This window comes from Paenibacillus pedocola, assembly GCF_031599675.1.
GTDB lineage: Bacteria > Bacillota > Bacilli > Paenibacillales > Paenibacillaceae > Paenibacillus_AQ > Paenibacillus_AQ pedocola.
On the sequence record NZ_CP134223.1, the window covers coordinates 1,370,358 to 1,392,523 of the forward strand.

The window sequence follows — 22,166 nt, forward strand, 5'->3', positions numbered from 1 at the left end:
GAGGCTGATGCAGAAGCGAAAGTATGTGTGCGAATAGGACCGTTCCTCCTTCCGGAGGGACGGTTTTTGCGCTGGTGCTAAGAGCAATGATGAGTTGAACTGTGATATGTACTATAATGGGGGTTACTTAAACTTACCGGATATAAAATTTGAACTTATAACAAAAGAAGAGGGGATGGAGTGGCAGAGGGGGATTTTGGAACTGTAGGAGCGATAGCGTTCGCCTACAAGCTTTCCTTGGAAAGCTCGCTTCGGAAGCATAAGCAGTCTACGGATTTCTTCCGCAAACTGCGGTGATAATCAAGAGAAATCTGTAGACAACAGCGGCCGGAAGCGCAAATATTCACCGCAGTCGCGACTGATCCCGTATTGTAAAAAAATAAGTTCAACTATAAGAACTGAAGGAGAGAGTGAAGATGGATACGCTGGTGTTTTTGGGGACAGGCGACGCCATGGGCGTACCCCGGGTGTACTGCAGCTGTGAGACCTGTATGGAAGCTAGAACGGACGGGCGGAATGCCCGCCTGCGCTCATCCGTGCTTATAGATAACGGCAGTGATTTTCTGGCGATTGACTGCGGGCCGGACTGGCGGCGGCAAATGGAGCTGCAGGGATTGCGTAGCATGCGCAGACTGCTGGTGACCCACGCCCACTTCGATCATATCGGGGGCCTGCCGGAATGGGCGGATGCCTGCCGCTGGATGGGTTATCGGGGTGAGCTGTATGCACCGGCCGAGGTGATTCCAGTAATTCTGCGGCAGTATCCGTGGCTTAGCGGCCATATCGAGATGATTCCCTGCGATGACGGAATTACGCTGGATGGCTGGCAGATCAGCACCTGGCGGGTGAACCATGGCAAAAACGGCTATTCCTATGCCTACCGGCTGGAAAAGCAGGGGTATACGTGGGTGTATTGCTCTGACTCCATCTCGCTGGGACCGGAAGAGACCAAACCGATGCTTGGGGCGGATCTGCTGGTGCTGGGCACAAGCTTTTATTACGAGGCGGCGGAGCTGTCTACTCGCTCTGTATACGATATGACGGAAGCAGCCGAGCTGTTGAAGCTCGTAAAGCCGCGCCGTACCGTGTATACCCATATGTCGCATGATGTGGATATCCGCAAAGACTACATTTTGCCGGAGGGAGTTACCCTGGCTGAGACGGGGATGAGAGTTGCGCTGGAGCTGGGAAATAGCTGAAGGTTTGTACATTACTCTGCGGTATTATCCAGAGAAACTTTTAATGGAAAACCTCCAGCTAATTCGTACGGTTTCGCCAGAAATCAGGATATAGGTGGAAAAACTCCATGTAACTCCATGGAAAATACCAGTTTTGTCCCTTTGGGAAGAGATTAGATGGAGAAAATCCCATTAGAGTCTGCCTATTACCTGTCGATAAGAAATTAGGTGGAGGAAATCCCACTGCTGTGTCTTTGTCACTCCAAGACAATGCTCTCCATGTAGCCCCCACGTACTGAGGGGGACAAAACTTATCAGACAGGCGGCCGTTCCTGGTGAATACCGGTGGTCAGCTGTATAAAAGTAGTTTTAAATAGACGCGGCATTCCTGCCGTAATAGCTGCACAATAAATAGGGACCCCACTCAGCGGCGCATACCGCAGGGCAGGGTCCCTATCTTTAATTCATCGTCATGCCGCCGGTGACATTGATCGCCTGGCCGGTCATATAAGCAGAAAGGGGGCTGGCGAGAAACAGCACAACATTAGCTACATCTACCACTTCAGCCGTCCGGCCAAGCGGCACCTGCGAGCGGTCCTCGGCCAGAATATCCTCCGGCTCCATTCCCCGCAAAGCGGCACCTTCGACACGTTCACGCCGTTTCATATCCGTCTCAACAATGCCCGGACAGACGGCATTCACCAGAATCTGTTCCTTAGCCAGCTCCAGTGCCATCACTTTGGTGAAGCCCAGCACAGCATGCTTGGAGGCAACATAATTGCCCATACAGCGGTAGCCGTTCTTGCCTGCCTGTGAGGCGATGTTGATGATTCGTCCTCCGCCGCCCTGCCGCAGCATCTGCCGCGCCCCGGCTTGAGAAACCAGATACACGCCTTTGGCGTTGATGTCCATCACCTTATCCCAATCGGCTTCCTTGATATCCACGGCAAAATCCATCGTTGACGTGCCGCTGTTATTCACCAGGAAGTCAATCCGGCCAAACGTCTCCACCGCACAGTCCATCAGCCGCGCAGCATCCCTGCTCACTGTCACATCCATCCGGATCTGCACCAGCCGCTCATGCACGCGCTCCAGCTCTGTTTTGCAGGCGATATCGCCGATGACGACATTTGCTCCAGCCTCAAGGAACAAATCGGCGATGCCTTTGCCTATGCCGGTAAGCCCCCCGGTGACCACCAGCGTTTTTCCAGTGAAATCAATACTTAGCATGGCTGCCCTTGTCCTCCCGGATTAGCTTCTGAACGGGTCATCACTAATGCCTGCTTCGAGCACGATTCTGGCGTATTCCTGGGCACTGAACAAAGAGTGGTCCTTATAGTTGCCGCATTCGAGGGCGGAAACTGCCGGAATATGCTCGGTTTCAAGCACTTTATTCAGCACCTTGGTGAGTGCGGCAGCGACATCGGCAGGGTTATGCTCATCCCAGATAATCAGATAGAATCCGGTTCTGCAGCCCATCGGAGAAATATCGATAATACCTTCGAGTTCATCGCGCAAATACGTGGCCAACAGATGCTCCAGCGTATGTACAGCGGCGGTAGGCAGGGCATCCACATTGGGCTGCAGCAGCCGCAGATCGTATTTCTGAATCGTGCTGCCTTTTTCATTTTTTTCTGTACCTGCAACCCGGACGTAAGGGGCTTTTACTTTGGTATGATCCAATTGGAAACTTTCAACTTTGGCCATGTTTTCTCTCCCTTTCGGTCTTTTTCATATCAACCTATCACAATGTCAAAAAGAAGTAAATAGTTAATCTGAGTATTCCACTCAACTTAGTTAAAATGTATTGACATGAATAATAATGCATTGTAACATATGAATCAATTAAATTCTGATGCATTTACTTGGTTTAAATTTGCGCCTGCCATGCACAGAAAAAGATACTCTAGGGGGAGAAATAACGATGAAGAAAAAATGGATTCATTCCTTGCTGCTGGTTACTGCTGTTGCTCTATTCACTGCGGGATGCGGCAACAATAACGAAGCTTCGGGTTCGGGCAGCGATTCCTCCGGACAAGAGAGCAAGACGCTGCGGATCAGCTTCAACCCGGGGCCATACAGTGACCAGTTCAAGAACGGTGTCGCACCTTATCTGGAGAAGAAAGGGTATACGATTACTTATAAAGAATTTACAGACGGCATTCAACCTAATGTGGCTGTAGCTAACGGGGAGATAGATGCGAATGTATTCCAGCACTCTCTGTATTTGAAATCTATTAATGAAAGAGAAAAAATCGATCTGGTGGGTGTAGTGCAAGTACCAACCCCGCCGATGGGCCTCTACTCCAAAAAGCATACCAGTCTGGATGAGGTAAGCGATGGTGATCAGATCAATCTGCCGAATGAGCCCGTAAATATGCTGCGCGCCCTTAACGTACTGAAAGATGTAGGCTGGATTACACTGAAGGATAATATTGACCCGCTGCAGACTTCATTAGCCGATATTACCTCAAATCCCCATAAACTGAAGTTCATTGCCACTGAGCCGGCCCAAGGCCCGCGTGCTCTGGAGGATGTAGACTACGCTGCTATACAGGGGAATTTTGCCGTATCGAACAATATTAAGCTGACTACAGCGCTACAGCTGGAAAATATGACGGATCCGTTCACGAATATTGTGGCGGTGGACAGCAAGAACAAGGATGCCCAGTTTGTCAAAGATATCATTGAAGGCTATCATTCTGCTGAATTCCAGGAGTATATCAAGTCGAAACCGGACTATGAAGGGTACAGATTACCTGACTACTTTAAGCAATAAATGATGCTAAACAGATAAGAGATTTCACACAATAAGAGATTCACTTTCCGGTCTGCCGTTCCCCTTATGCGGATTGTTCCGCAGCAAGTTTTGTTCGAGCCAAGCGATGCTGCATGGCCCGCAAAACGGCAAGGAGGAGCGGCAGATCATTGTCTATTCCAAAGAACCTGCAAAGAGGTGCAATGTACATGGACTTTAAGCCTTCCACTGTAGTCTCAGAGCTTCCCGGCAATTATTTCAATGCGATGAAGGCCAAGATCGCCTTATATCGCAGCAAGGGAATTGATGTCATCGATCTGGCCAGCGGCAATCCCGACCAGCCGACCCCGCAGCATATTATCAATGCGCTGAAAGAGGCGGTTGACAAGCCGGAGAATCAGGGCTACCCGCCCTTTTACGGCAAAACAGGCACCCTTGAAGCCATAGCCGCGTTCTATAAACGCGAATATAACGTTGAGCTTGACCCGGAGACAGAGATTGCAGTGTTCAACGGCTCGGGAATCGGCGTCACAGGAATTCCGCAGAGTCTGCTTAACCCCGGTGACATCCTGCTTACTGCAGATCCGGCTTATCCCGCCTACCATGCAGCGGCTGCACTGGCCCGGGCCCGGGTTCACACGATTCCCGTCTATGAACAGGAGGGGTTCCTTCCGGATTACAGCACAGTTCCCAAAGAGATTGCCCGAAAGGTCAAGCTGCTGATGCTGAACTATCCGAACAATCCGACTGGAGCGGTAGCCACGGAGGAATTCTTTGAAAGGACGCTTGCTTTTGCGGCGGCCTATGAATTTCCGGTGCTGAACGATTTCGCCTACGGCGCTTTCGGCTTTGACGGTCATAAGCCGCTCAGCCTGCTCCAGCAGCCGGGAGGCAAGGAATACGGCGTTGAAACCTACACGGCTTCCAAAACCTACAATATGGCCGGATGGCGCTTCGGCTTTGCCGCAGGCAATGCCTCCATTATTGCCGCGCTCAAGCATTATCACACCCAGGCCTACAGCACAGTATTCGGTGCGGTTCAGGATGCGGCGGTTGCCGCCTTGCTGGGCCCGCAGGAGGTTGTGCGGGAGTTAGGCAAGCTGTATGAGCGGCGTCGCGATGTGCTGGTCAGCCGGCTGCGGGGCATTGGCTGGGACGTTGCCGCTCCAAAGGGTACCTTCTTTGCCTGGTTTAAGGTGCCGGAAGGCTACACGGGTGAATCCTTTGCCGGGCGGCTGCTGGACGAAGCGCAGGTGGCTGTAGCCCAGGGGGGCGGTTTTGGTGCCCAAGGCAGCAGATATATCCGGCTCAGCCTGGTGAACAGTGAAGAGAAGCTGAACGAAGCTGTGGACCGGATTGCTGCGGCTGGTATTTTTAAGCGGGCGGTGTCTGCATGGGGTCAGGAGGCCAAAGACGCATGATTGAAATCAGAAATGTGCACAAAACCTTTACACGTAAAGGACAATCGATAGAAGCCTTAAGAGGGGTCAGCCTGAGTATCGCCAAAGGGGATATCTTCGGGGTCATCGGCTACAGCGGAGCGGGAAAAAGCACATTGATCCGTCTGGTCAATTATCTGGAACGTCCGACCAGCGGTGAAGTGTTCGTACAGGGCGAGCCGCTCTCCGGATACAGCCCGGCGGAGCTAAGGCAGGTGAAGAAAAAGATCGGGATGATCTTTCAGCACTTCAATCTGCTGGAATCGAAGACGGTGTTCGACAACATCGCCATCCCTCTTGTCCTGCTCAAGAGAAGCAAGCAGGAAATCCGTGAACGTGTGACCGAGCTGCTGGAGTTCACCGGGCTAAGTGATAAGGCAAACAGCTACCCTAAAGAGCTGTCCGGCGGGCAAAAGCAGCGGGTCGGTATCGCCCGGGCGCTGGCGAGCAACCCCTCCATCCTGCTCTGCGATGAAGCGACCTCGGCACTTGATCCGCAGACGACCAAATCCATTCTGGAGCTGCTGAAACGGATTAACGAAGCCTATAACATTACAATCATGATTATTACCCATGAGATGGCTGTCATCCAGCAAATCTGCAATAAAGTCGCTGTGATGGAGAAGGGGGAGATTATTGAGCAGGGCAATGTGCTTGATGTCTTTGGCAGCCCGCATCATCCCACCACGCAGAACTTCGTACAGACCGTTATTCATAACTCGGTGCCGCAGAGTGTGCTGCATACGCTGAAGACGGAGAACGGACGGAGGCTGTTTAAGCTCAAATTTGTCGGCGGGGCAGCCTCGGAGCCGATCATTAACAGCCTGATCCGCAGGTATGAGGTTAATGTGAATATTCTGTTCGCGAATATGACGGAAATCCAGCAGACCACACTGGGTAATATGATTCTGCAGATGCATGGTGAGAATACAGTGATTGACCAGGCGGCAGCTTTTATTGTGAGCCAAGGGGTAGAAATTACGGAGGTGGAGGCCTGAATGTTCGATACAGTTATTACTTCGGAGCAGCTGTTTCAAGCCCTGCGGGAAACCGTGGTGATGGTGGGCGTATCGCTCTTTTTTGGAGCGCTGCTGGGTATTCCAATTGGCATCGTGCTAGTGATTACACGTCCCGGCGGAATTCTGGAGAACCGGTTTATATACGCCGTGCTGAATCCGCTTATCAACATCATCCGCTCGCTGCCGTTTATTATTTTGCTGGTGGCCATCATCCCCTTTACCCGGCTTCTCGTGCATACCTCAATCGGTACCAGTGCAGCGATTGTGCCGTTAATCGTCTACGTAGCCCCGTATATCGGGCGGCTGGTGGAGAACTCTTTGCTTGAGGTCAGCCCTGGCATTCTGGAGGCTGCCGAGGCTATGGGGGCAACCACCTTTCAGGTCATTTGGCATTTTCTGCTGCCTGAGGCCTTTGGCTCACTCATTCTAACTATGACTACCGCAATGATCGGGCTGGTCGGAGCAACGGCGATGGCAGGAACGGTAGGCGGCGGAGGCATCGGCGATCTGGCGATCTCTTATGGCTACCAGCGTTTCGACACCTTTGTCATGATCGTGACGGTGGTTATTCTGATTATATTTGTCCAGGGCATCCAATCAGCCGGGAACCGTCTGGCCCGCAAAGCCCGCCGGGATTAGTACAGGGAACAGGGAGGGGATAGTAGAGCTATGGATCAGCCGATTATTGTCCGCGCCGCACCCCAGGAATTTATTTGCCGGCCGGGAAGCTGGGGCAGTCTGGAACAGCATCTGCAGAGACGGGGAATCAGCCGGGTGCTTGTGGTAAGAGGTGAACAGTCATGGATTGCGGCAGCGCCATTCTGGCCGGAGCTTACAGAGACGGAGGTTCATTATCACAGGTATGGCGGTGAATGTACTTATAGTGAACGTGATGCTATTTCCGCCTATGCTGCGGATCATCGGCTTCAGGCCGTAATCGGAGTCGGCGGCGGGAAAATTACCGATCTGGTAAAATCAGCGGCGGCTAAGCTGAATTTACCGGCGGTGATTCTTCCAACACTTGCTGCGACTTGTGCGGCCTGGTCTTCACTCAGCGTGATGTATGATGAGCATGGCGAATTCATCCGCTTTGATATTTTCCCGCGCAGCAATGCGCTTGTGCTGCTGGACCCGGTGGTCATTGCCGCTTCCCCGCCCGAGCTGCTGACTGCCGGAATAGGTGATACGCTGGCGAAATGGTATGAAGCGGATGTGATCATCAGAGTGCTGGACTCACCGCCGCTTGAAGTGGAGCTTGGCTGGTATGCGGCGCGCAAATGCCGCGAGAATCTGCTGAAGTACAGCGGGGAGGCGCTTGCTGCCATAAGAGCGGGCGAGCTGAACGATGCCTTGGTCCGGATTATTGAGACGAATATTATGGCCGGCGGTCTGGTCGGCGGGTTCGCTGAGGATTACGGGCGGACGGCGGGAGCCCATTCGATTCATGATGCCCTGACCGGCATTCCCGAGTCCCACCGGCTGCTGCATGGCAATAAGGTGGCTTACGGGGTGCTGGTCCAGCTGGCGCTCGAAAAGAACTGGACCGAGATTGCTGCACTGCTGCCCTTCTATGAGGAGATTGGCTTGCCGGCCAGTCTCGGTGATCTGGGGCTTGCGCATTTATCGCGCGGGGACCTGCTGAAGCTCGGCAGCCGGGCGACTGTACCGGAAGCGTCCATTCACCGGATGCCGGGTATCATTACCGCCGAAGCTGTAGCCGCTGCGGCCGAAGAGCTGGAGGCCTACATAAATAAGCGGAGATGCAAACCCGCACCAGCAGTAACCGGATGGGAAAGGGAACTTCAAGGTGAAGGAGCAAAGGCAACATGAGCATAGCAATTATAGGTGCAATGGAAGAAGAGGTAGCCTTGCTGCTGTCCAAGATGCGGGACGTGGCTGAACTGGAGGCGGGCGGCGGCAGGCTGTACAGCGGAAGTTTGAACGGGCGGGAGGTGGTGCTGCTTAAGTCGGGCATCGGCAAGGTCAACGCTGCGCTGACGACAACACTGCTGCTTGAGAGGTTCCACTGTAAATTAATTATCAATACCGGAGCAGCCGGCGGTCTGGGGGCGGGGCTGCAAGTCGGTGATGTAGTGATCGCCGAGGAGCTGGTCTATAGTGATGTGGATGCAACGGCATTCAGCTATGCTTACGGGCAGGTGCCGCAGATGCCCCAGCGATATCCGGTCTCAGCCGGACTACTTGAGCTGGCGGGAAAGGTTATTCAGCGGGGCGGACGGCAAGAGCAGGTTGTTGTTGGCCTGATTACGACGGCGGACTCGTTCATCAGTCAGCCGGAGCGGGTTGAAGAGATCCGTAGCAGGTTCCCGGAAGCCCTGGCTACGGATATGGAAGGTGCAGCGATCGCCCAGACGGCTTATCAGTTCGGTGTCCCGTTTCTGGCGGTCCGGGCAATCTCTGATATAGCCGGCGCCGAGGCTGCCGGGTTGTTCGAAGCCCACCTGGATCTCGCAGCGAAGAACTCGACAGAGGTGGTGCTGGAAATTCTATCGCTGTACGAAACGCAGGAAGCTGAATGAATCAACAATGAATCAAGAATGAATCAAGAATGAATAGAACAGCCCAGCCGTCATACAGGTAAGAGAGAGCTTAAAACATGCTCAGTCTCGACCCTGCAGGACGGTTTTTTGCTGTCTGTCCCCAGTCTCCGCCTTGGGAATGAGAAGGGTTTAGTTCCTGCGTCTCTATTCATCCCCTCTCTCCGTTCTGTAAACTAATAAGAGATATATCACTTCCAAGTAAAGGGTTTAACACTATAATTCGGGAAAAGGTGATTTGAACGAAGATAGGAGGATATGAAGATGACTCAACCTGTAATTCCAATTATGCTGGATATTCCAGAGAGTTTTGAAACACAGCGTCTGCTGATCCGGGCCGCGCGCTGGGGCGATGGAGCAGAGATGAATGAGGCTATCGCAGAGAGTCTGAATGAGCTGAAGCCGTGGATGATTTTTGCTCAAAGCCTGCAGACGCCCGAGGAAACCGAGCAATACGCACGGGAGTCGCGGCTCAAATATCTCGACCGGAGTAATATGCACATGAACATTTATAACAAGGCGGATGGAACCTTCATCGGCTGCAACGGCCTCCACCATATAGACTGGGATGTCCGTGCTTTTGAGCTTGGATACTGGATCAGAAGCTCCTGCGCGGGAAAGGGCTATATGACGGAAGCGGTGAATGCGATCACTGAGTTTACCATCCGGGAGCTGGAGGCTAACCGGATTGAGATCCGGTGCAGCGCACGGAATGCCAAAAGCGCGGCTGTGGCGGAGCGAACGGGGTATAAACTGGACGGCATTCTGCGGAACAGCATGCGCGGCTTTGACGGAGAGCTTCATGACAGCAAAGTATATGCGAAGGTGCGCGGAGCGGAATTTTAAAAAAGGGAGATGATCCGTTGAAGAAGAGTGTTTTCTCCAGATTAAGTACATACATGCTCAGACATAAGCTGATTTATACGGTATTGCTGCTGACTACCCTGGTCAGTATTCTCTATGATCTTACAACAGCCTGGTATCTGTCGAGAATTACCGATGCGGCGGTCCGCCTGGATGTGGACGCTTTTTCGGGGCTGATTGCTTTTGGTGTTCTCTTCTTGCTTGTAGGTTTACTCAACAATTATGCGGGTGCGTATTTCAAAACTAAGGTCTCAGCTAAAATCAGAAATGAGCTGCGACTGGAGATGATGGGGCACACGCTCCGTCTGCCGCAGTCCTATTTCGACCGCAATCATTCCGGCGATTTGCTGTCCCGGTTCACGAATGACAACCAATCGGTGGGTGAAGCCTGCGGAAGGGTAATGATCGATCTTATCCGCAATCCGCTGCTCGCGCTGGCAGCTTTTGCTTACTTGCTGTATATTAACTGGCTGCTCGCTTTGATCTGTTTTGCAATGGGGCCGCTGCTTTTTCTTACGGGTAAAGTATTCGGCAATGCGATGCGCATGAATAGTGTGAAGCTGCAGGAAAGCATGAGCCGGACGACGTCCTTTTTGAATGATATCCTCGGGAGCAGTGTGGTGTTCAAGTCCTTCTCCATCGAACGCAGACTGTTGAAGCAGTATCAGGGACACAGTGAGGATATTAATGCTACGGAACAAAAGCGCGGTAAAATCGAAGGGGCTACAGGTGCGTTAGCGTCTGTGCTGGGTAATGCGACCTTCCTTCTGGCTCTGATTATTGCCGGGTGGTTCGTGGCGAAGGGTAAGCTTGAGGTAGGCGCGATGATCGCATTTATTCAGCTGATGAACTATCTGATCATGCCGTTCTCGTCGCTTCCGGGCCTGGTGGCCTCCATGCAGCAGTCGCTGGGTGCGGCGGAGCGGATTTTTGAAGTCATCGATGAGCCTGCCGAGGTCAAAGTTCTGCCGGAGCCGCTGGTGAAGCAGCCTGACTTCGAACGTCTGGTGCTCTCCGGGGTTTCCTTTCATTATCCGGATGCCGGAAAAGCCAGCCTGAGCAAGATCAGCATGGATCTGCAGCAAGGCTCGCAAGTGGCTGTGGTCGGACCGAGCGGAGGCGGGAAATCCACGCTGTTCAAGCTGCTGCTCGGGTTCTATAGGCCGGATGAAGGTGCGATTGCAATTAACGGAACCGACATTACAGCTTTGAGTCTGGACCACCTGAGAAGCTATTTCGCCTATGTGCCGCAGGAATCGGGACTGTACACCGGAAGTATCCGCGATAATATCAGCAATGGCAGACCGGGTGCGCCGGAGGATGAGATTAAGGAGGCGCTGCGGCAGGCGAACGCCTATGACTTTGTGATGGAGCTGCCGGATGGCATGGATACAGATATCGGTGAGCATGGCTCCAGGCTGTCCGGGGGCCAGCGCCAGCGCCTGTCGATTGCCAGAGCGATGCTGAAAAATGCGCCGGTTCTGCTGCTGGATGAAGCCACGGCGGCGCTGGATAACGAATCAGAAAAAATGGTCCAGCAGGCCATCCGCAAGCTGATGAAGGATAAAACTACGATTGTTATCGCCCACCGCCTGTCGACCATTCAGAATGCTGATCTCATTCTGGTCATGGAGAACGGGGAGATTGTGGAACGCGGCAGCCATAATGAGCTGCTCGCAGCGGAAGGCCGGTATCATGATCTCTACCATTCACAACTAGAGCAGGAAGACGGGGCTGCAGAGGCAGAAGAACGGGACGGCGTATCGGCGAAGCCGGTGCAGGCAGAGGACGTTTTGCAGGACGCCAATGCGAAGGTGTTCACCGCTGCCGTAACCGGGCAGTAAGATAATGGCCGGCCATAAGCTTCTGGCCGCTGAATGAAGAAAGGGTGCGTTGCGCCAGGTTCGATGATGAACCGGCGGCAAAGCACCCTTTTTGCTATGCAGAGATGTAGATTATTCGGCTGTTTGCAGAATGAATTTATCAATGGCATACTTCACGCCGTCTTCGTTGTTGCTGAGGGTTACGAAATCGGCAATTTCCTTCAGTGCAGGAATGGCATTAGCCATGGCTACGCCCAGGCCGGCCGCTTCCAGCATCTCATGATCGTTCCAGGAATCGCCGACGGCGATCGTTTCGGACAGCTCGCAGCCGAAGTGCTGAGCCAGGAACTCAAGCGCAAGACCCTTGGTGCCTTCATGGTGCATGATTTCCAGGAAGTGCGGCTTTGATTTGGTGATGTGGACCGAGTCACCCAGCAGCTCGCGCAGAATCGGCGACAGCTCATCCAGGAACGCAGGATCATCGATAATGAGCATTTTTGGTGTTTTTTGCGGGACGAGCTTACCTTCCCAGTCCGGCTCGATGTAATATTGGGTTCTGTTCAGCTGGGAATATTCGATCAGCTTCTGATTCTCTTCGCGTGCGTACAGCTTGTCATCAATATAAGTCTGCAGGTGAAGGTCATGCTCCACGCAGTACTGGAACAGCTTGCGTACGGCGTCCTGCGGCACATAGCGCTCGTAGAGCACTTTTTCATCCATCAGATTCTTCACCAACGCACCCTGATAAGTAATGATCGGCACGTTCAGTCCGGTCTGGCGGGCAATGGCCTGGGCAGAGGCATAGGCGCGGCCGGTTGCAAGAGTGACCACAACGCCAGCAGCGACAGCCTGCTCCAGCGCAGTTTGGGTGGCAGGGGTGACTTCCTTGTCATCATTAATCAGGGTGTCATCAATATCGATTGCAATCAGTTTGTACATTCGGGTTCTCTCCTAAAGGTTATTGTACTATCTCGATTAAACTGGTGATTTTCTATTCCGGGATGGTTCGTGACTACAGAGAATGCCTGCTTATGCTTCCGAAACGAGCTTTCCAAGGAAAGCTTATAGGCGGCCGCTATCGCTCCTACAGTTCCAAACTTCTCTTTCGCCACTTTCCCCCTAATTCTTATCTTCCAGGTTCAATCTATAGTATAGATGTAATCATTAATCTGATGAAAGAAAAGGAGCGGATTCATCATTATTCTGGATGGTCCGGGCAGGCTCGGGGCTGAGCTCCGCGGTCAGCATCGCTGCAAGGATGCAAAGACAGCCCAGTCCAGCGGATAAGCCCAATGTCTCGCCGCCGAAGACAAGCCCTGTGAAAGCGGCGAACACCGGCTCCATCGCATATATGATGGCTACCCGGGACGGCGTGGTGTATTTCTGGCAGGCCGTCTGAATCCAGAAGGCAAAGGCGCTGGTCGGTCCGATCGAAATCAGCAGCGCCCACAGCACATCCGGCTTCATGACCAGCTCAGCACTGTGCGCTAGAGGTGCGGTTCCGTCAACAATCAGTGAGGCAAGCGTACTGAGCAGGCCGACAAAAGCTAACTGCAGCGTTGCCAGCGGCAGGGCCGGATAACGCGGCGCATACACGCCGGTATAAGCGACCTGCAGGGCAAAGGCGATGGCACAGAGCAGGATCAGAGCGTCGCCTTTATTGAGCGAGAGCGCGGAGCCGGTGAAGGTGAGCAGATACAATCCTGCCACTGCAAGTCCCGCACTGAACCAGGTATACCGGGAGATGGAATGCTTCAGCAGCGCCAGAGACAGGAAGGGTACGATCACTACCGACAGGCCGGTGATAAAGCCGGTGTTGGAAGTGGTTGTATACAGCAGGCCCATCGTCTGGAAGCCGTAGCCCATAAACAGAAAAAGGCCCAGCAGCAGAGAGTGTCCCACCATGCGCCAGCTTAGCATTCTCCATTCATGGCGGTAAAAAACAGCCGTGATCAGGGCCAGCAGCAGGGCGGCTCCCGTAAACCGGATGCTGTTGAAGGCAAGCGGCGGCAGCACTCTGACGGCATGCTGGACAATCAGAAAGGTGCATCCCCACATCATTGCCACCAGGAGCAGACTAAGATCGGCTATTCGGGAGCGATTCACTGCGGTCATCCTTTCATGAAATACAGAAAACGTATCAAGTTGTCCAAATTGTATCCTAAAACCAGGGGAAGGACAAGCCAAAACTATGCCCGGGCCAAGCCGGTAACAGGATTCTTAATCCTACATAAATGTTCCGGCTGGACAAAAAAACGCTCTCTTGGTATACTTCGGTAACCGCACATTTGTTCTTATTTTGACATCCTAGAAAGGGGCGGTTTCCAAGATGATGGGCAAATCCCATTTAGTAATCAGCACCGGGGTTACGCTCTCTGTGATGAATCTGCTCGGATATGAAATCACGATCCCGGCGGTTGCCGTGGCGGCGGTCAGCGCTTTGCTGCCCGATATTGATGAGCCGAACTCGCTGCTGGTCCGCAAGGCTGTCCCCGAATCACTGCTGCGGCTTCTGCAGGTGACTTTGATTGGGGCAGCGGTTTATCTCTATTTTGCCGGTATCGCCGCTCCGCCGTGGAATATCGCCCTGGCTCTGCTGGTCGGCAGTGTGTCGTTTCTGCCGGGCCGCAGGCTGCGGCATCTGTTCATGCTGCTGATCGCCCTGGCGCTGTTCGCGTTCGCAGAAGATTACGATCCATGGAACTACATCGCTGCCTGCCTGCTGGTCGTATCCTCAGTGGTCCCGCACCGGGGAATTACGCATACGCTGTACGCGGTTGCCGGCTGGGGAGCGCTGCTCTACTTCGCCTCTCTCGGCATGAATGACGGCGGCAGCCTGTGGATCGCCGGAGGCATGTCGTACCTGCTTCATCTGCTGGCCGACTCGCTGACCCAGCGCGGGATTACCCCGCTGCCGCCGCTGCCCTTCAAGCTAAGGTTCAAGCTGATGAGCACCGGTACGAAGAAGGGCAGTAAGGTGGAGCATCTATGCATGGTGCTCACCTTGGCCTTGGCCGTTTATGTGTTTGTGCTTACCCCTTGAGGTAGAAGCGTCAAAAAAAGAAGCCCTGCTACTAACTGCGCAAGCTGCGCGGGAGGTAGCGGGGCTTTATTTAAATATAAGAATTCAGAAAAGCCGTTTCTTCTTATATACATTCCAGTTGGACAGCTCAGCCTATTCTTCCAGGAAAATAAGCCCGATAAAGTCCTCCGGCTCAATCCGCCCGAAATAATGCTTCAGGTCTAGCCCGGACAGGGCTTCTCTGACCTCTGCATTCTCATAACGTTTGCCGCGCAGTGCGTTCTCCACGTCAGCCACATCGCCGACGCCGAAGAAGTCACCGTAGATTTTGATATCTTTAATGTAGGAATCTTCAATGTCCATACGGATATCGACGAGCCCTGCCGGGAATTTGCGGGTGTGCTTCACATTGCTCTTCGGCGACAGGCCGTAGTTCCAGTCCCAGTTCTGGTAGTGCTCCTTGGAGATTTCTTCTATCCGCACCCAGTCATCCATGGTCAGCTTGTACTGCGGAACCTCAGAAGGCTCCATGCCGAAGATGGAACGCAGCAGCCCGTCGCGGAATTCCTCGATGGTCATGTCAGTGCCTAGCAGCTCTTTGATGTTGGCTACGCGGCTGCGCACGGATTTGGTGCTCTTGGATTTGAATTTCTCCGGATTGACGTTCAGGGATGCCTGCACATCGTCAAGGTTCAGGTCAAACATCAGGGTGCCGTGGCTGAACATGCGTCCGCGCGTGGAGAACTGGGCGTTGCCGGAGATTTTGCGCTCACCGACCTGGAGGTCGTTGCGGCCGCTCAGCTCTGCATTGACACCCATGGACTGCAGATAGTCGATGACCGGCTGGGTAAATTTCAGGAAGTTATGAAACGACTGGCCGTCGTCCTTGGTAATGAAGCTGAAGTTGAGATTGCCAAGATCATGATAGACAGCCCCGCCGCCGGACAACCGGCGCACGACCTGGATGTTGTTGTCTTTTACATACTCCTGGTTGATCTCTTCGATGGTATTCTGGTGTTTACCGATGATAATGGACGGACTGTTGATATAAAAGAGCAGGTAGCTGTCGTCCATCGGCAGATTCTTAAGCGCAAATTCCTCGATCGCCAGATTAATTGATGCGTCTGTGATTCCTGTGTTATCAATAAAAAGCATAGTGTATTCCTCCGCCTGTGCATGGTTAACTACTGCATTTATTCTAAACTATCTAAGCTGAATTTGAAAATAAACATGCAGGGAAAAGTGGCGGAGGGGAATTTGGGAATTGTGGGAGCGTTAGCTAAGGCCTGCAGATTTAAAATTGACAGTAAAAAAATCAGGAAATCTGTAGACGGCCAGCGGCCGGAAATCCCCTAAACATTCCCTGTAGTCACGGCAATCCCAAAATAGAAATATCACAAGTTCAATCTATATATGAGCCCGCATTTCACGTTAATAGAAAGCATTGACGTACTTCTGCGATAGAGGCAATAATTGGGTCAATGAGCTTAAATGCGAAAGAAGATTAAAGGGAGTGTAAGCATGCTTGAAAAATATGGCCACGGTGGCGATCTGCTAACGGCCGCGGAACTCTATGGTGCGGGGAACGGTTCTTTCCTTGATTTCAGCGCCAATATCAATCCGCTCGGTCCGCCGCCCGGTGTGCTGGAGCTGCTGCAGGATGCAGCGGCTGCTATTACAGCATATCCCGATCCCGGGCACCGCAGATTAAAGGCTCTGCTGGCCGGGGCGCTTGGGGTTGGCGCTGATTGGATCACTGTAGGCAACGGGGCTGCGGAATCGATGGCGCTGCTGCTGCTGGCCGTGGCTCCGCGCCAGGTGGGAATTGTAGAGCCCTGCTTCTCCGAGTACCGGCAGCTGTCCGAACAGTTCGGAGCAGAGGTGCTCTCCGTCCAGGGAACGGGGGAGCAGGAGTACCGGGCAGGGGTGGAACAGATCGCCGGGCTGCTGGAGCAGGTCGATCTGCTGTTCCTCGGACAGCCGAACAATCCGAACGGCGTCCAGTACGCTCTTGAGGATGTGCGGCTGCTGGCCCGCAAAGCGGAAGCCTGCCGCACAATCCTTGCCGTGGATGAAGCGTTCATCGACTTCATCCCGGAGGAGCGGCGGCAATCCCTGCTGCCGGAGCTGGGGGCTTACCGGCATACGGTGCTGATCCGCTCAATGACGAAGTTCTATGCCATTCCGGGGCTGCGGCTGGGCTTCACGATAGCAGCTCCGGAGCTTGCCGCAGCCATGACCGGCAAGCAGGTGACCTGGAGCGTGAACGGCCTGGCGCTGCTGGCCGGGGAAGCCTGCCTGCGCAGCGGGCGCAGCTACGAAGAGCGCACGCGCGGGCTGATCGCAGTGGAGCGGGAGCTGCTGCGCGAGGGGCTGCTGCGCCTCGGCTGCACTGTGCCGCCGGGCGAGGCGAACTTCCTGCTCCTGGAATTGCCCGCAGCGTGGAACGCTGCGGCTATGCAGGAGCAGCTTGGCCGCAGGGGCATCCTGGTGCGCAGCTGCGCCATGTACCCGGGCCTTGCAGCCGGACATCTCCGCGTTGCGGTTAAGGGGCATGAGGACAATGCCCGGCTGCTGCGGGAGATGGGAGAGATCCTGGAGGGTTGATTGTATTTTGTACAGCAGAGTACGCTCTGCAGAGGCAAATGATTCAGCATAAAGGCAGGCATGAAGTATTCTGTTGTATTTCGTACAACAGAATGTAAGCTGCGGACACATTAATTGAAATCTATTGCACTTTGTACAGTTGAAATCAGAGCAAAGTGCGATTTCTGAGTGATTTGCGGAAATCTAGTGTACGAAATACAGCAGAATGGATTTGGCGGGTGAAATTGGCCGGATCTGTTGTACAAAGTGCAGGCTTGTTCAGACGATGTTTTGAGGGGACGGAGACACAGCAGAAGTAGCGGGATTTTCTCCCGCTAACTCACTATAAAGGGAACGGAGACAGATTCTAGTGGGATTTTCTCCCGCTAATAGTTTCCCTATAGCTAGAAATACGTTCTTCTCTTGAAATTAGCTGGAGGTTTTCCCGCTATAGTCCGGTTTTAGGCGAAAATGAAAGAATTAGCTGGAAGTTTTCCCGCTATAGTTCAGCTAATGGGCTGGGGATAACATCAGATAGGCGGGATAGCATCAGATAGACGGGGATAGCATCCGATAGGCTGGGGCTAACATCAGATGGGCGGGTTAAGATCCGATTGACGGGGATAGCATCAGACATAGAGCGGATCGATTCTGCGCCAAGGCCAGATAGGCAGATCCCTGTAAGCACACAATGACAACACTATAGTTACGAAAGGAGCGGATTAGATATGGAAGTGAAGATTCCTTTTGAGCTTGCCGGAGGGTTGAGGGCGTATCGCTCAAAGGTCTGGCCGGGGCTGGCTCTGGAATGGAAACAGGAGCATCTGCTGCTGGAATTCCCGGCTGAGGCGGACAGTATATCGAGTGCGGTGTATGGCGGGGGAATGGGCCGGCTGAAGCGGGCCGTGAACCAGTACGTCAGCCGTGATTATGAGTGCAGCAATCCTGTGCGCGATATGGAGAACAAGCTGGCGGAATGGGGATATCCGCCGGAAGGCTGCGCGGGGCTGATGACAGCAGTGCCGCTTGAGCATGCGGCTGTAGCCGAAGAAGATACAGGCTCGGCAGGCATTTTCTGCTGCGTAACGGCAGCCGCAGGCAATGCGGCCCGGGCCGGGGTGGAGCGGAGCGTGCTGAAGGCCTACCGCCCGGGCACGATCAACATCATGCTCGGCATTGACGGCCTGCTGACACCGGCAGCGATGGTCAATGCCGTGATGACGGCAGCGGAAGCCAAAGCTGCCGCCCTGGCCGATCTCGGGATCACCGATCCCGAGAATGGCCTGATCGCTACGGGCACGACGACCGATGCGGTCGTGCTTGCGGCCAGCGGGAGCCGCCGCTACGGGGCGGAGCATGTCTATGCCGGCACAGCCACTGACCTTGGCGGCGCTGTCGGCAGGCTGGTCTATGCCGCTGTGACAGGCAGTCTCCAGTCGGTGAAGGCTGTGCAGGAGCAGGCAAGGAAGAACGGCGAATGAGGCCTTATCTGAGCCGGATGCGGATGAACGGGCCAATAGGCGCTGTGCTATGCCGGTCGTGGAGGGACCAGCCATGACAGTTGCTCTGCTATTACTGGCAGCCTATGTGCTGGACCGGATGGTCGGCGATCCCCGCAGCCTGCCCCATCCTGTGGTGCTCATGGGGAAGGCGATTACAGCACTGGAGCGGCTGATCCGCCGCCTCGTCCGGCAGCCGCGCAGCCTGAAGCGGGCCGGAGTGCTGCTGCCGCTGTTCGTTGCGGGCGGCAGCTGGCTGCTGACAGCAGCGCTTCTGTGGCTGCTGTCCGAGATCTCGCCTTGGCTGGCACTGGCGGCGGAAGCCTGGCTGATCTCCACAACTATAGCCGCCAAGGGGCTGAAGGATGCCGGGATGGCTGTCTATGTGGAGCTGCGCAAGGGAGATCTTCCAGCGGCCCGGCAGGCCCTGGGAATGATTGTCGGCCGGGACACGGCTTCGCTGGACAGTCCGGAAATTGTGCGCGGCACCGTAGAGACTGTTGCCGAGAATATCGTCGATGCGATTATCTCTCCGCTGTTCTACGCTTTGCTCGGCGGTGCGCCGCTGGCGATGGCCTATCGTGCCGTGAACACGCTGGATTCCATGGTCGGCTACAAGAACGATAAATACCGCGACCTCGGCTGGGCCTCCGCCCGGCTCGATGATGTTGCCAATTACATACCGGCGAGGATTACAGCGCTGCTGTTAACCCTATGTGCAAAGCTGCTGCGGCTGGACTGGCGCAGATGCTGGCGCACCGTGCGCCGCGACGCCCGCCTGCATCCCAGCCCCAACAGCGGCTATCCGGAATCAGCTGTAGCCGGAGCGCTCGGCATCCGGCTGGGGGGAGTCAACGTTTATCACGGCGTAGCCTCGTTCCGTGCCTATATGGGCGAACCGCTGCGCAGTCTGGAACCGGAGGATATTATCGTCACCTCCCGGATGATGATGCTGTCTTCTTCAATATTTGTAGTCCTTTGTGCAGCGCTGGCCCTCATAGGGACGGGGGGCTGAGAAGCATGGATAATTCCGGACGTGAGAAAGCAAGCAGTTTGGAGGAAGGACAGGCTACTGTACGTGCGGAGAAAGAAACAGAACAGCAGCAGTCCCGAAACCATGCAGAGCAGCAATATCAGTGCCAAACAGAGCTGGAGCTGGTATTGCTGCGCCATGGGCACACGAAGTGGAACAAGGAGAACCGTTATCTGGGCAGCAGCGATCTGCCGCTGCTGCCGGAGGAACGGGAGAAGCTGGCTGCACGAAGAGAACAGCCAGAACTGGCGGGCAGCTTCTGGCGTGTATACTGCAGTGATTTGCTCCGCTGCCGGGAGACTTTGCACTGCATCGCTCCCTCGCTGGAAGATGAAGCTGTCTATGATGCCCGCTTACGGGAGATGTGTTTTGGGACGTGGGAAGGCTGCACGTATGAGCAGCTGAAGAATAATCCGCAGTACAGAAGCTGGATTGATAATCCGGTGGCGGTTACGCCACCGGGCGGGGAACCCTGGGAGGCGTTTACCTCCAGGCTGGAGCATTTTATAGGCGGTTTGGTGCTCGAAGCGAAAGCCGGGGAGAGCTTATCAGGGAGTTCCGGCTCAGCTCAGCGGGAGAGCAATGAAGATACCAGCCCGGGAGCCGCTGTATACCGCGAAGAACCGCTGAAGCTGCGCGTGCTGATCGTTACACACGGCGGTGTCATCCGCCAATGGCTGGCGAAGGCCGGGTCCGGGTTGACGTTCCACACCGCAGCAGCACCGCCGCCGGGAACGGTGGCGGTGCTGCACCTGGTGTTACAGGCAGAAGGCTGGGCATTAAGCAGAACGGAAATGTGAATTTAAGCTGCTGCGTTCGGTGGGAGTCATGATGCAGGCGCTGTAAGCTCAATCAGGCTTCTGTTACCCCGCTGCCTTTTTTAACGCAGATTCATCTTTTACCATGGCTGCCTCCTTCCCGTCTGGCAATAACAGTGCCGGAAGGAAAGAGACCACAGCAAAACCGATCGACCACCAGAAGGCGACATTATAGGCCCCGGCAACGGTAAGGGCGCCCGAGGCAGCGTGGCTTGAGAGCTGATGCGATATGACGGTGGCCAGGATGGCGGCGCCGAAGGCTCCCCCGATCGTCTGGAAAATCCGCAGTGCAATGCTGGCATCGGCCACCTGGTCTTTGCGCAGTCCGACATAGGCGGAGACCATAACCGGGATGAGCAGGCCGTTCAGTGCCGCCCCCCGGAGCACGAGTGCAGCCGCGAGCAATATCTGATTGGTATCAGGACCGGCAAAGGCAAAGGGCAGTGTGGAAATAATAGTAACCGCAAGACTTAAGATCACGATGAGCCGTGAACCGATACGGTCGGACAGGCTGCCGATCCAGCTTCGGGTCAATAACATCCCGATTCCTTGCGGAATCAGCAGGACTCCGGTAAACAGCACGCTTTCACCCCGTACCTGCTGATAGTATAATGGCAGAAGCAGCAGGGCTCCGTTCATGACCATGCCTCCAAGAAACACGGTAGCATTCGAAGCGGAGAAAATACGGGATTTAAACAAGCGAAGATCAAGCAGCGGTGTTCGGTTAGTCCGTAGTGCGTAAACAATAAATGCAGCCATAAGCACAAGACCTATCACCAGCGGAATGCTGACTTCCTTGCTGTTCAAGCCGCCATATTGGCTGATTTGGGCAATGCCATATATTAGGATGGCGAATGCAGGGGACAGCAGCAGGAGGCCGGTAAGGTCGAGCGGCTGTTTGCGCGCAGAAGGCTGATCTGCAGGGATTCCCCGTGAGGCCAGCCACAGGGCGATTAAGCTGATAGGGATATTGACGTAAAAAATCCAGCGCCAGCTCAGGCCGTTAATAATTACCCCGCCCAGTACCGGGCCGAGAATCGGACCCAGCAGGGTCGGAATGCCGATAATGGATATGACGCGTCCAAGACTTTTGCCGGCGGACTGGACAAGCACGGTTTGCAGCGTGGGGATCAATATGCCTGCACCCACCCCCTGCACCAGCCGGAAGGCGATCAGACTGCCCGGATTCCAGGCGATCGCGCAAAGAATGGAACCGGCTAAAAATACGGTGAGTGAAAATAGATACACCCTTTTACCGCCAAAACGGTTAACCGCCCAGCCTGAGACCGGTATAGATATACCCATAGTCAGTACATATCCTGTTACCACCCATTGGATCACAGAAACAGTGCTGCCTAAGTCCAGGGTAAGCGTCTCGAGGGCTACGTTGACCATGGTCGAGTCAAAAAGCGGGGCGAGTGCACCGAATACCAGAATAAGAGCTACTTTTAGAATGGCCGGGTCGATTTTTTCAGCAGATTTACTTTTTGCCATGGAAATACTCCTCTCCTATCTCTATAGGGTACGGTACGTACCGTACTCTATGTGATTAAGATAGTTCAATTTGAC

Annotated in this window: 20 protein-coding genes; 14 read left to right on the top strand and 6 right to left on the bottom strand. The window is 54.2% G+C overall.

Features of this window, described 5'->3' with window-relative positions; translation table 11 throughout:
• The first annotated feature begins 416 nt into the window (after window positions 1–416).
• Window positions 417–1,199, top strand: a complete 783-nt coding sequence (locus QU597_RS05990; protein ID WP_310831802.1) for an MBL fold metallo-hydrolase — start codon at window positions 417–419, stop codon at window positions 1,197–1,199.
• Between the two features lie 438 nt (window positions 1,200–1,637).
• On the opposite strand, the gene QU597_RS05995 is transcribed toward QU597_RS05990, so the two are convergent.
• Together QU597_RS05995 and QU597_RS06000 are read right to left on the bottom strand one after the other, a co-directional pair.
• Entirely contained in the window at window positions 1,638–2,408 is a 771-nt protein-coding gene (locus QU597_RS05995) for an SDR family NAD(P)-dependent oxidoreductase (protein WP_310831803.1), read from the bottom strand.
• A 21-nt stretch (window positions 2,409–2,429) separates the two neighbouring features.
• Window positions 2,430–2,885: an S-ribosylhomocysteine lyase gene (locus tag QU597_RS06000; RefSeq protein ID WP_310831804.1), complete on the bottom strand. Its 456-nt coding sequence runs from the start codon at window positions 2,883–2,885 to the stop codon at window positions 2,430–2,432.
• Window positions 2,886–3,102: 217 nt separating this feature from the next.
• Between QU597_RS06000 and QU597_RS06005 the strand changes: the two genes are divergently transcribed.
• The 8 genes from QU597_RS06005 to QU597_RS06040 all read left to right on the top strand — a co-directional run bounded on the left by QU597_RS06005 (window position 3,103) and on the right by QU597_RS06040 (window position 11,660).
• The gene (locus QU597_RS06005) at window positions 3,103–3,957 is read left to right on the top strand and encodes a MetQ/NlpA family ABC transporter substrate-binding protein (protein WP_310831805.1); all 855 of its coding nucleotides are present in this window, start codon (window positions 3,103–3,105) and stop codon (window positions 3,955–3,957) included.
• A gap of 188 nt (window positions 3,958–4,145) precedes the next feature.
• On the top strand, window positions 4,146–5,357 hold the full coding sequence (locus QU597_RS06010) for an aminotransferase class I/II-fold pyridoxal phosphate-dependent enzyme (RefSeq protein WP_310833242.1): 1,212 nt from the start codon (window positions 4,146–4,148) through the stop codon (window positions 5,355–5,357).
• Window positions 5,354–6,373: a methionine ABC transporter ATP-binding protein gene (locus tag QU597_RS06015; protein ID WP_310831806.1), complete on the top strand. Its 1,020-nt coding sequence runs from the start codon at window positions 5,354–5,356 to the stop codon at window positions 6,371–6,373. Before QU597_RS06010 ends, QU597_RS06015 begins: the two co-directional genes overlap by 4 nt.
• A complete protein-coding gene (locus tag QU597_RS06020; protein ID WP_310831807.1) occupies window positions 6,374–7,033 on the top strand; it encodes a methionine ABC transporter permease in 660 nt (219 codons plus the stop codon).
• 30 nt (window positions 7,034–7,063) lie between these two features.
• Window positions 7,064–8,224: an iron-containing alcohol dehydrogenase family protein gene (locus tag QU597_RS06025; protein WP_310831808.1), complete on the top strand. Its 1,161-nt coding sequence runs from the start codon at window positions 7,064–7,066 to the stop codon at window positions 8,222–8,224.
• Window positions 8,221–8,934, top strand: a complete 714-nt coding sequence (locus QU597_RS06030; RefSeq protein WP_310831809.1) for a 5'-methylthioadenosine/adenosylhomocysteine nucleosidase — start codon at window positions 8,221–8,223, stop codon at window positions 8,932–8,934. Before QU597_RS06025 ends, QU597_RS06030 begins: the two co-directional genes overlap by 4 nt.
• A gap of 282 nt (window positions 8,935–9,216) precedes the next feature.
• Window positions 9,217–9,798: a GNAT family N-acetyltransferase gene (locus QU597_RS06035; protein ID WP_310831810.1), complete on the top strand. Its 582-nt coding sequence runs from the start codon at window positions 9,217–9,219 to the stop codon at window positions 9,796–9,798.
• A 17-nt stretch (window positions 9,799–9,815) separates the two neighbouring features.
• Window positions 9,816–11,660, top strand: a complete 1,845-nt coding sequence (locus tag QU597_RS06040; RefSeq protein ID WP_310831811.1) for an ABC transporter ATP-binding protein — start codon at window positions 9,816–9,818, stop codon at window positions 11,658–11,660.
• A 111-nt stretch (window positions 11,661–11,771) separates the two neighbouring features.
• Here QU597_RS06040 and QU597_RS06045 read toward each other — a convergent pair whose 3' ends face one another.
• On the bottom strand, window positions 11,772–12,578 hold the full coding sequence (locus tag QU597_RS06045; protein ID WP_310831812.1) for a Cof-type HAD-IIB family hydrolase: 807 nt from the start codon (window positions 12,576–12,578) through the stop codon (window positions 11,772–11,774).
• Window positions 12,579–12,803: 225 nt separating this feature from the next.
• Complete coding sequence (locus QU597_RS06050; RefSeq protein WP_310831813.1) at window positions 12,804–13,745, bottom strand: DMT family transporter; 942 nt, start codon at window positions 13,743–13,745, stop codon at window positions 12,804–12,806.
• Window positions 13,746–13,968: 223 nt separating this feature from the next.
• On the opposite strand from QU597_RS06050, the gene QU597_RS06055 reads away from it, so the two are divergent.
• Window positions 13,969–14,682: a metal-dependent hydrolase gene (locus QU597_RS06055; RefSeq protein ID WP_310831814.1), complete on the top strand. Its 714-nt coding sequence runs from the start codon at window positions 13,969–13,971 to the stop codon at window positions 14,680–14,682.
• A gap of 132 nt (window positions 14,683–14,814) precedes the next feature.
• Here QU597_RS06055 and lplA read toward each other — a convergent pair whose 3' ends face one another.
• On the bottom strand, window positions 14,815–15,816 hold the full coding sequence (gene lplA / locus QU597_RS06060; protein ID WP_310831815.1) for a lipoate--protein ligase: 1,002 nt from the start codon (window positions 15,814–15,816) through the stop codon (window positions 14,815–14,817).
• 366 nt (window positions 15,817–16,182) lie between these two features.
• Between lplA and cobD the strand changes: the two genes are divergently transcribed.
• From cobD to QU597_RS06080, 4 genes are all read left to right on the top strand, one after another.
• Window positions 16,183–17,268: a threonine-phosphate decarboxylase CobD gene (gene cobD, locus QU597_RS06065; protein WP_310831816.1), complete on the top strand. Its 1,086-nt coding sequence runs from the start codon at window positions 16,183–16,185 to the stop codon at window positions 17,266–17,268.
• A gap of 707 nt (window positions 17,269–17,975) precedes the next feature.
• Window positions 17,976–18,728: an adenosylcobinamide amidohydrolase gene (locus tag QU597_RS06070; RefSeq protein WP_310831817.1), complete on the top strand. Its 753-nt coding sequence runs from the start codon at window positions 17,976–17,978 to the stop codon at window positions 18,726–18,728.
• 73 nt (window positions 18,729–18,801) lie between these two features.
• A complete protein-coding gene (gene cbiB / locus QU597_RS06075) occupies window positions 18,802–19,761 on the top strand; it encodes an adenosylcobinamide-phosphate synthase CbiB (RefSeq protein WP_310831818.1) in 960 nt (319 codons plus the stop codon).
• 5 nt (window positions 19,762–19,766) lie between these two features.
• On the top strand, window positions 19,767–20,579 hold the full coding sequence (locus QU597_RS06080) for a histidine phosphatase family protein (RefSeq protein ID WP_310831819.1): 813 nt from the start codon (window positions 19,767–19,769) through the stop codon (window positions 20,577–20,579).
• Window positions 20,580–20,642: 63 nt separating this feature from the next.
• Here the strand turns inward: QU597_RS06080 and QU597_RS06085 are convergent, their stop codons facing one another.
• Entirely contained in the window at window positions 20,643–22,091 is a 1,449-nt protein-coding gene (locus QU597_RS06085) for an MDR family MFS transporter (RefSeq protein ID WP_310831820.1), read from the bottom strand.
• Window positions 22,092–22,166 lie beyond the last annotated feature (75 nt).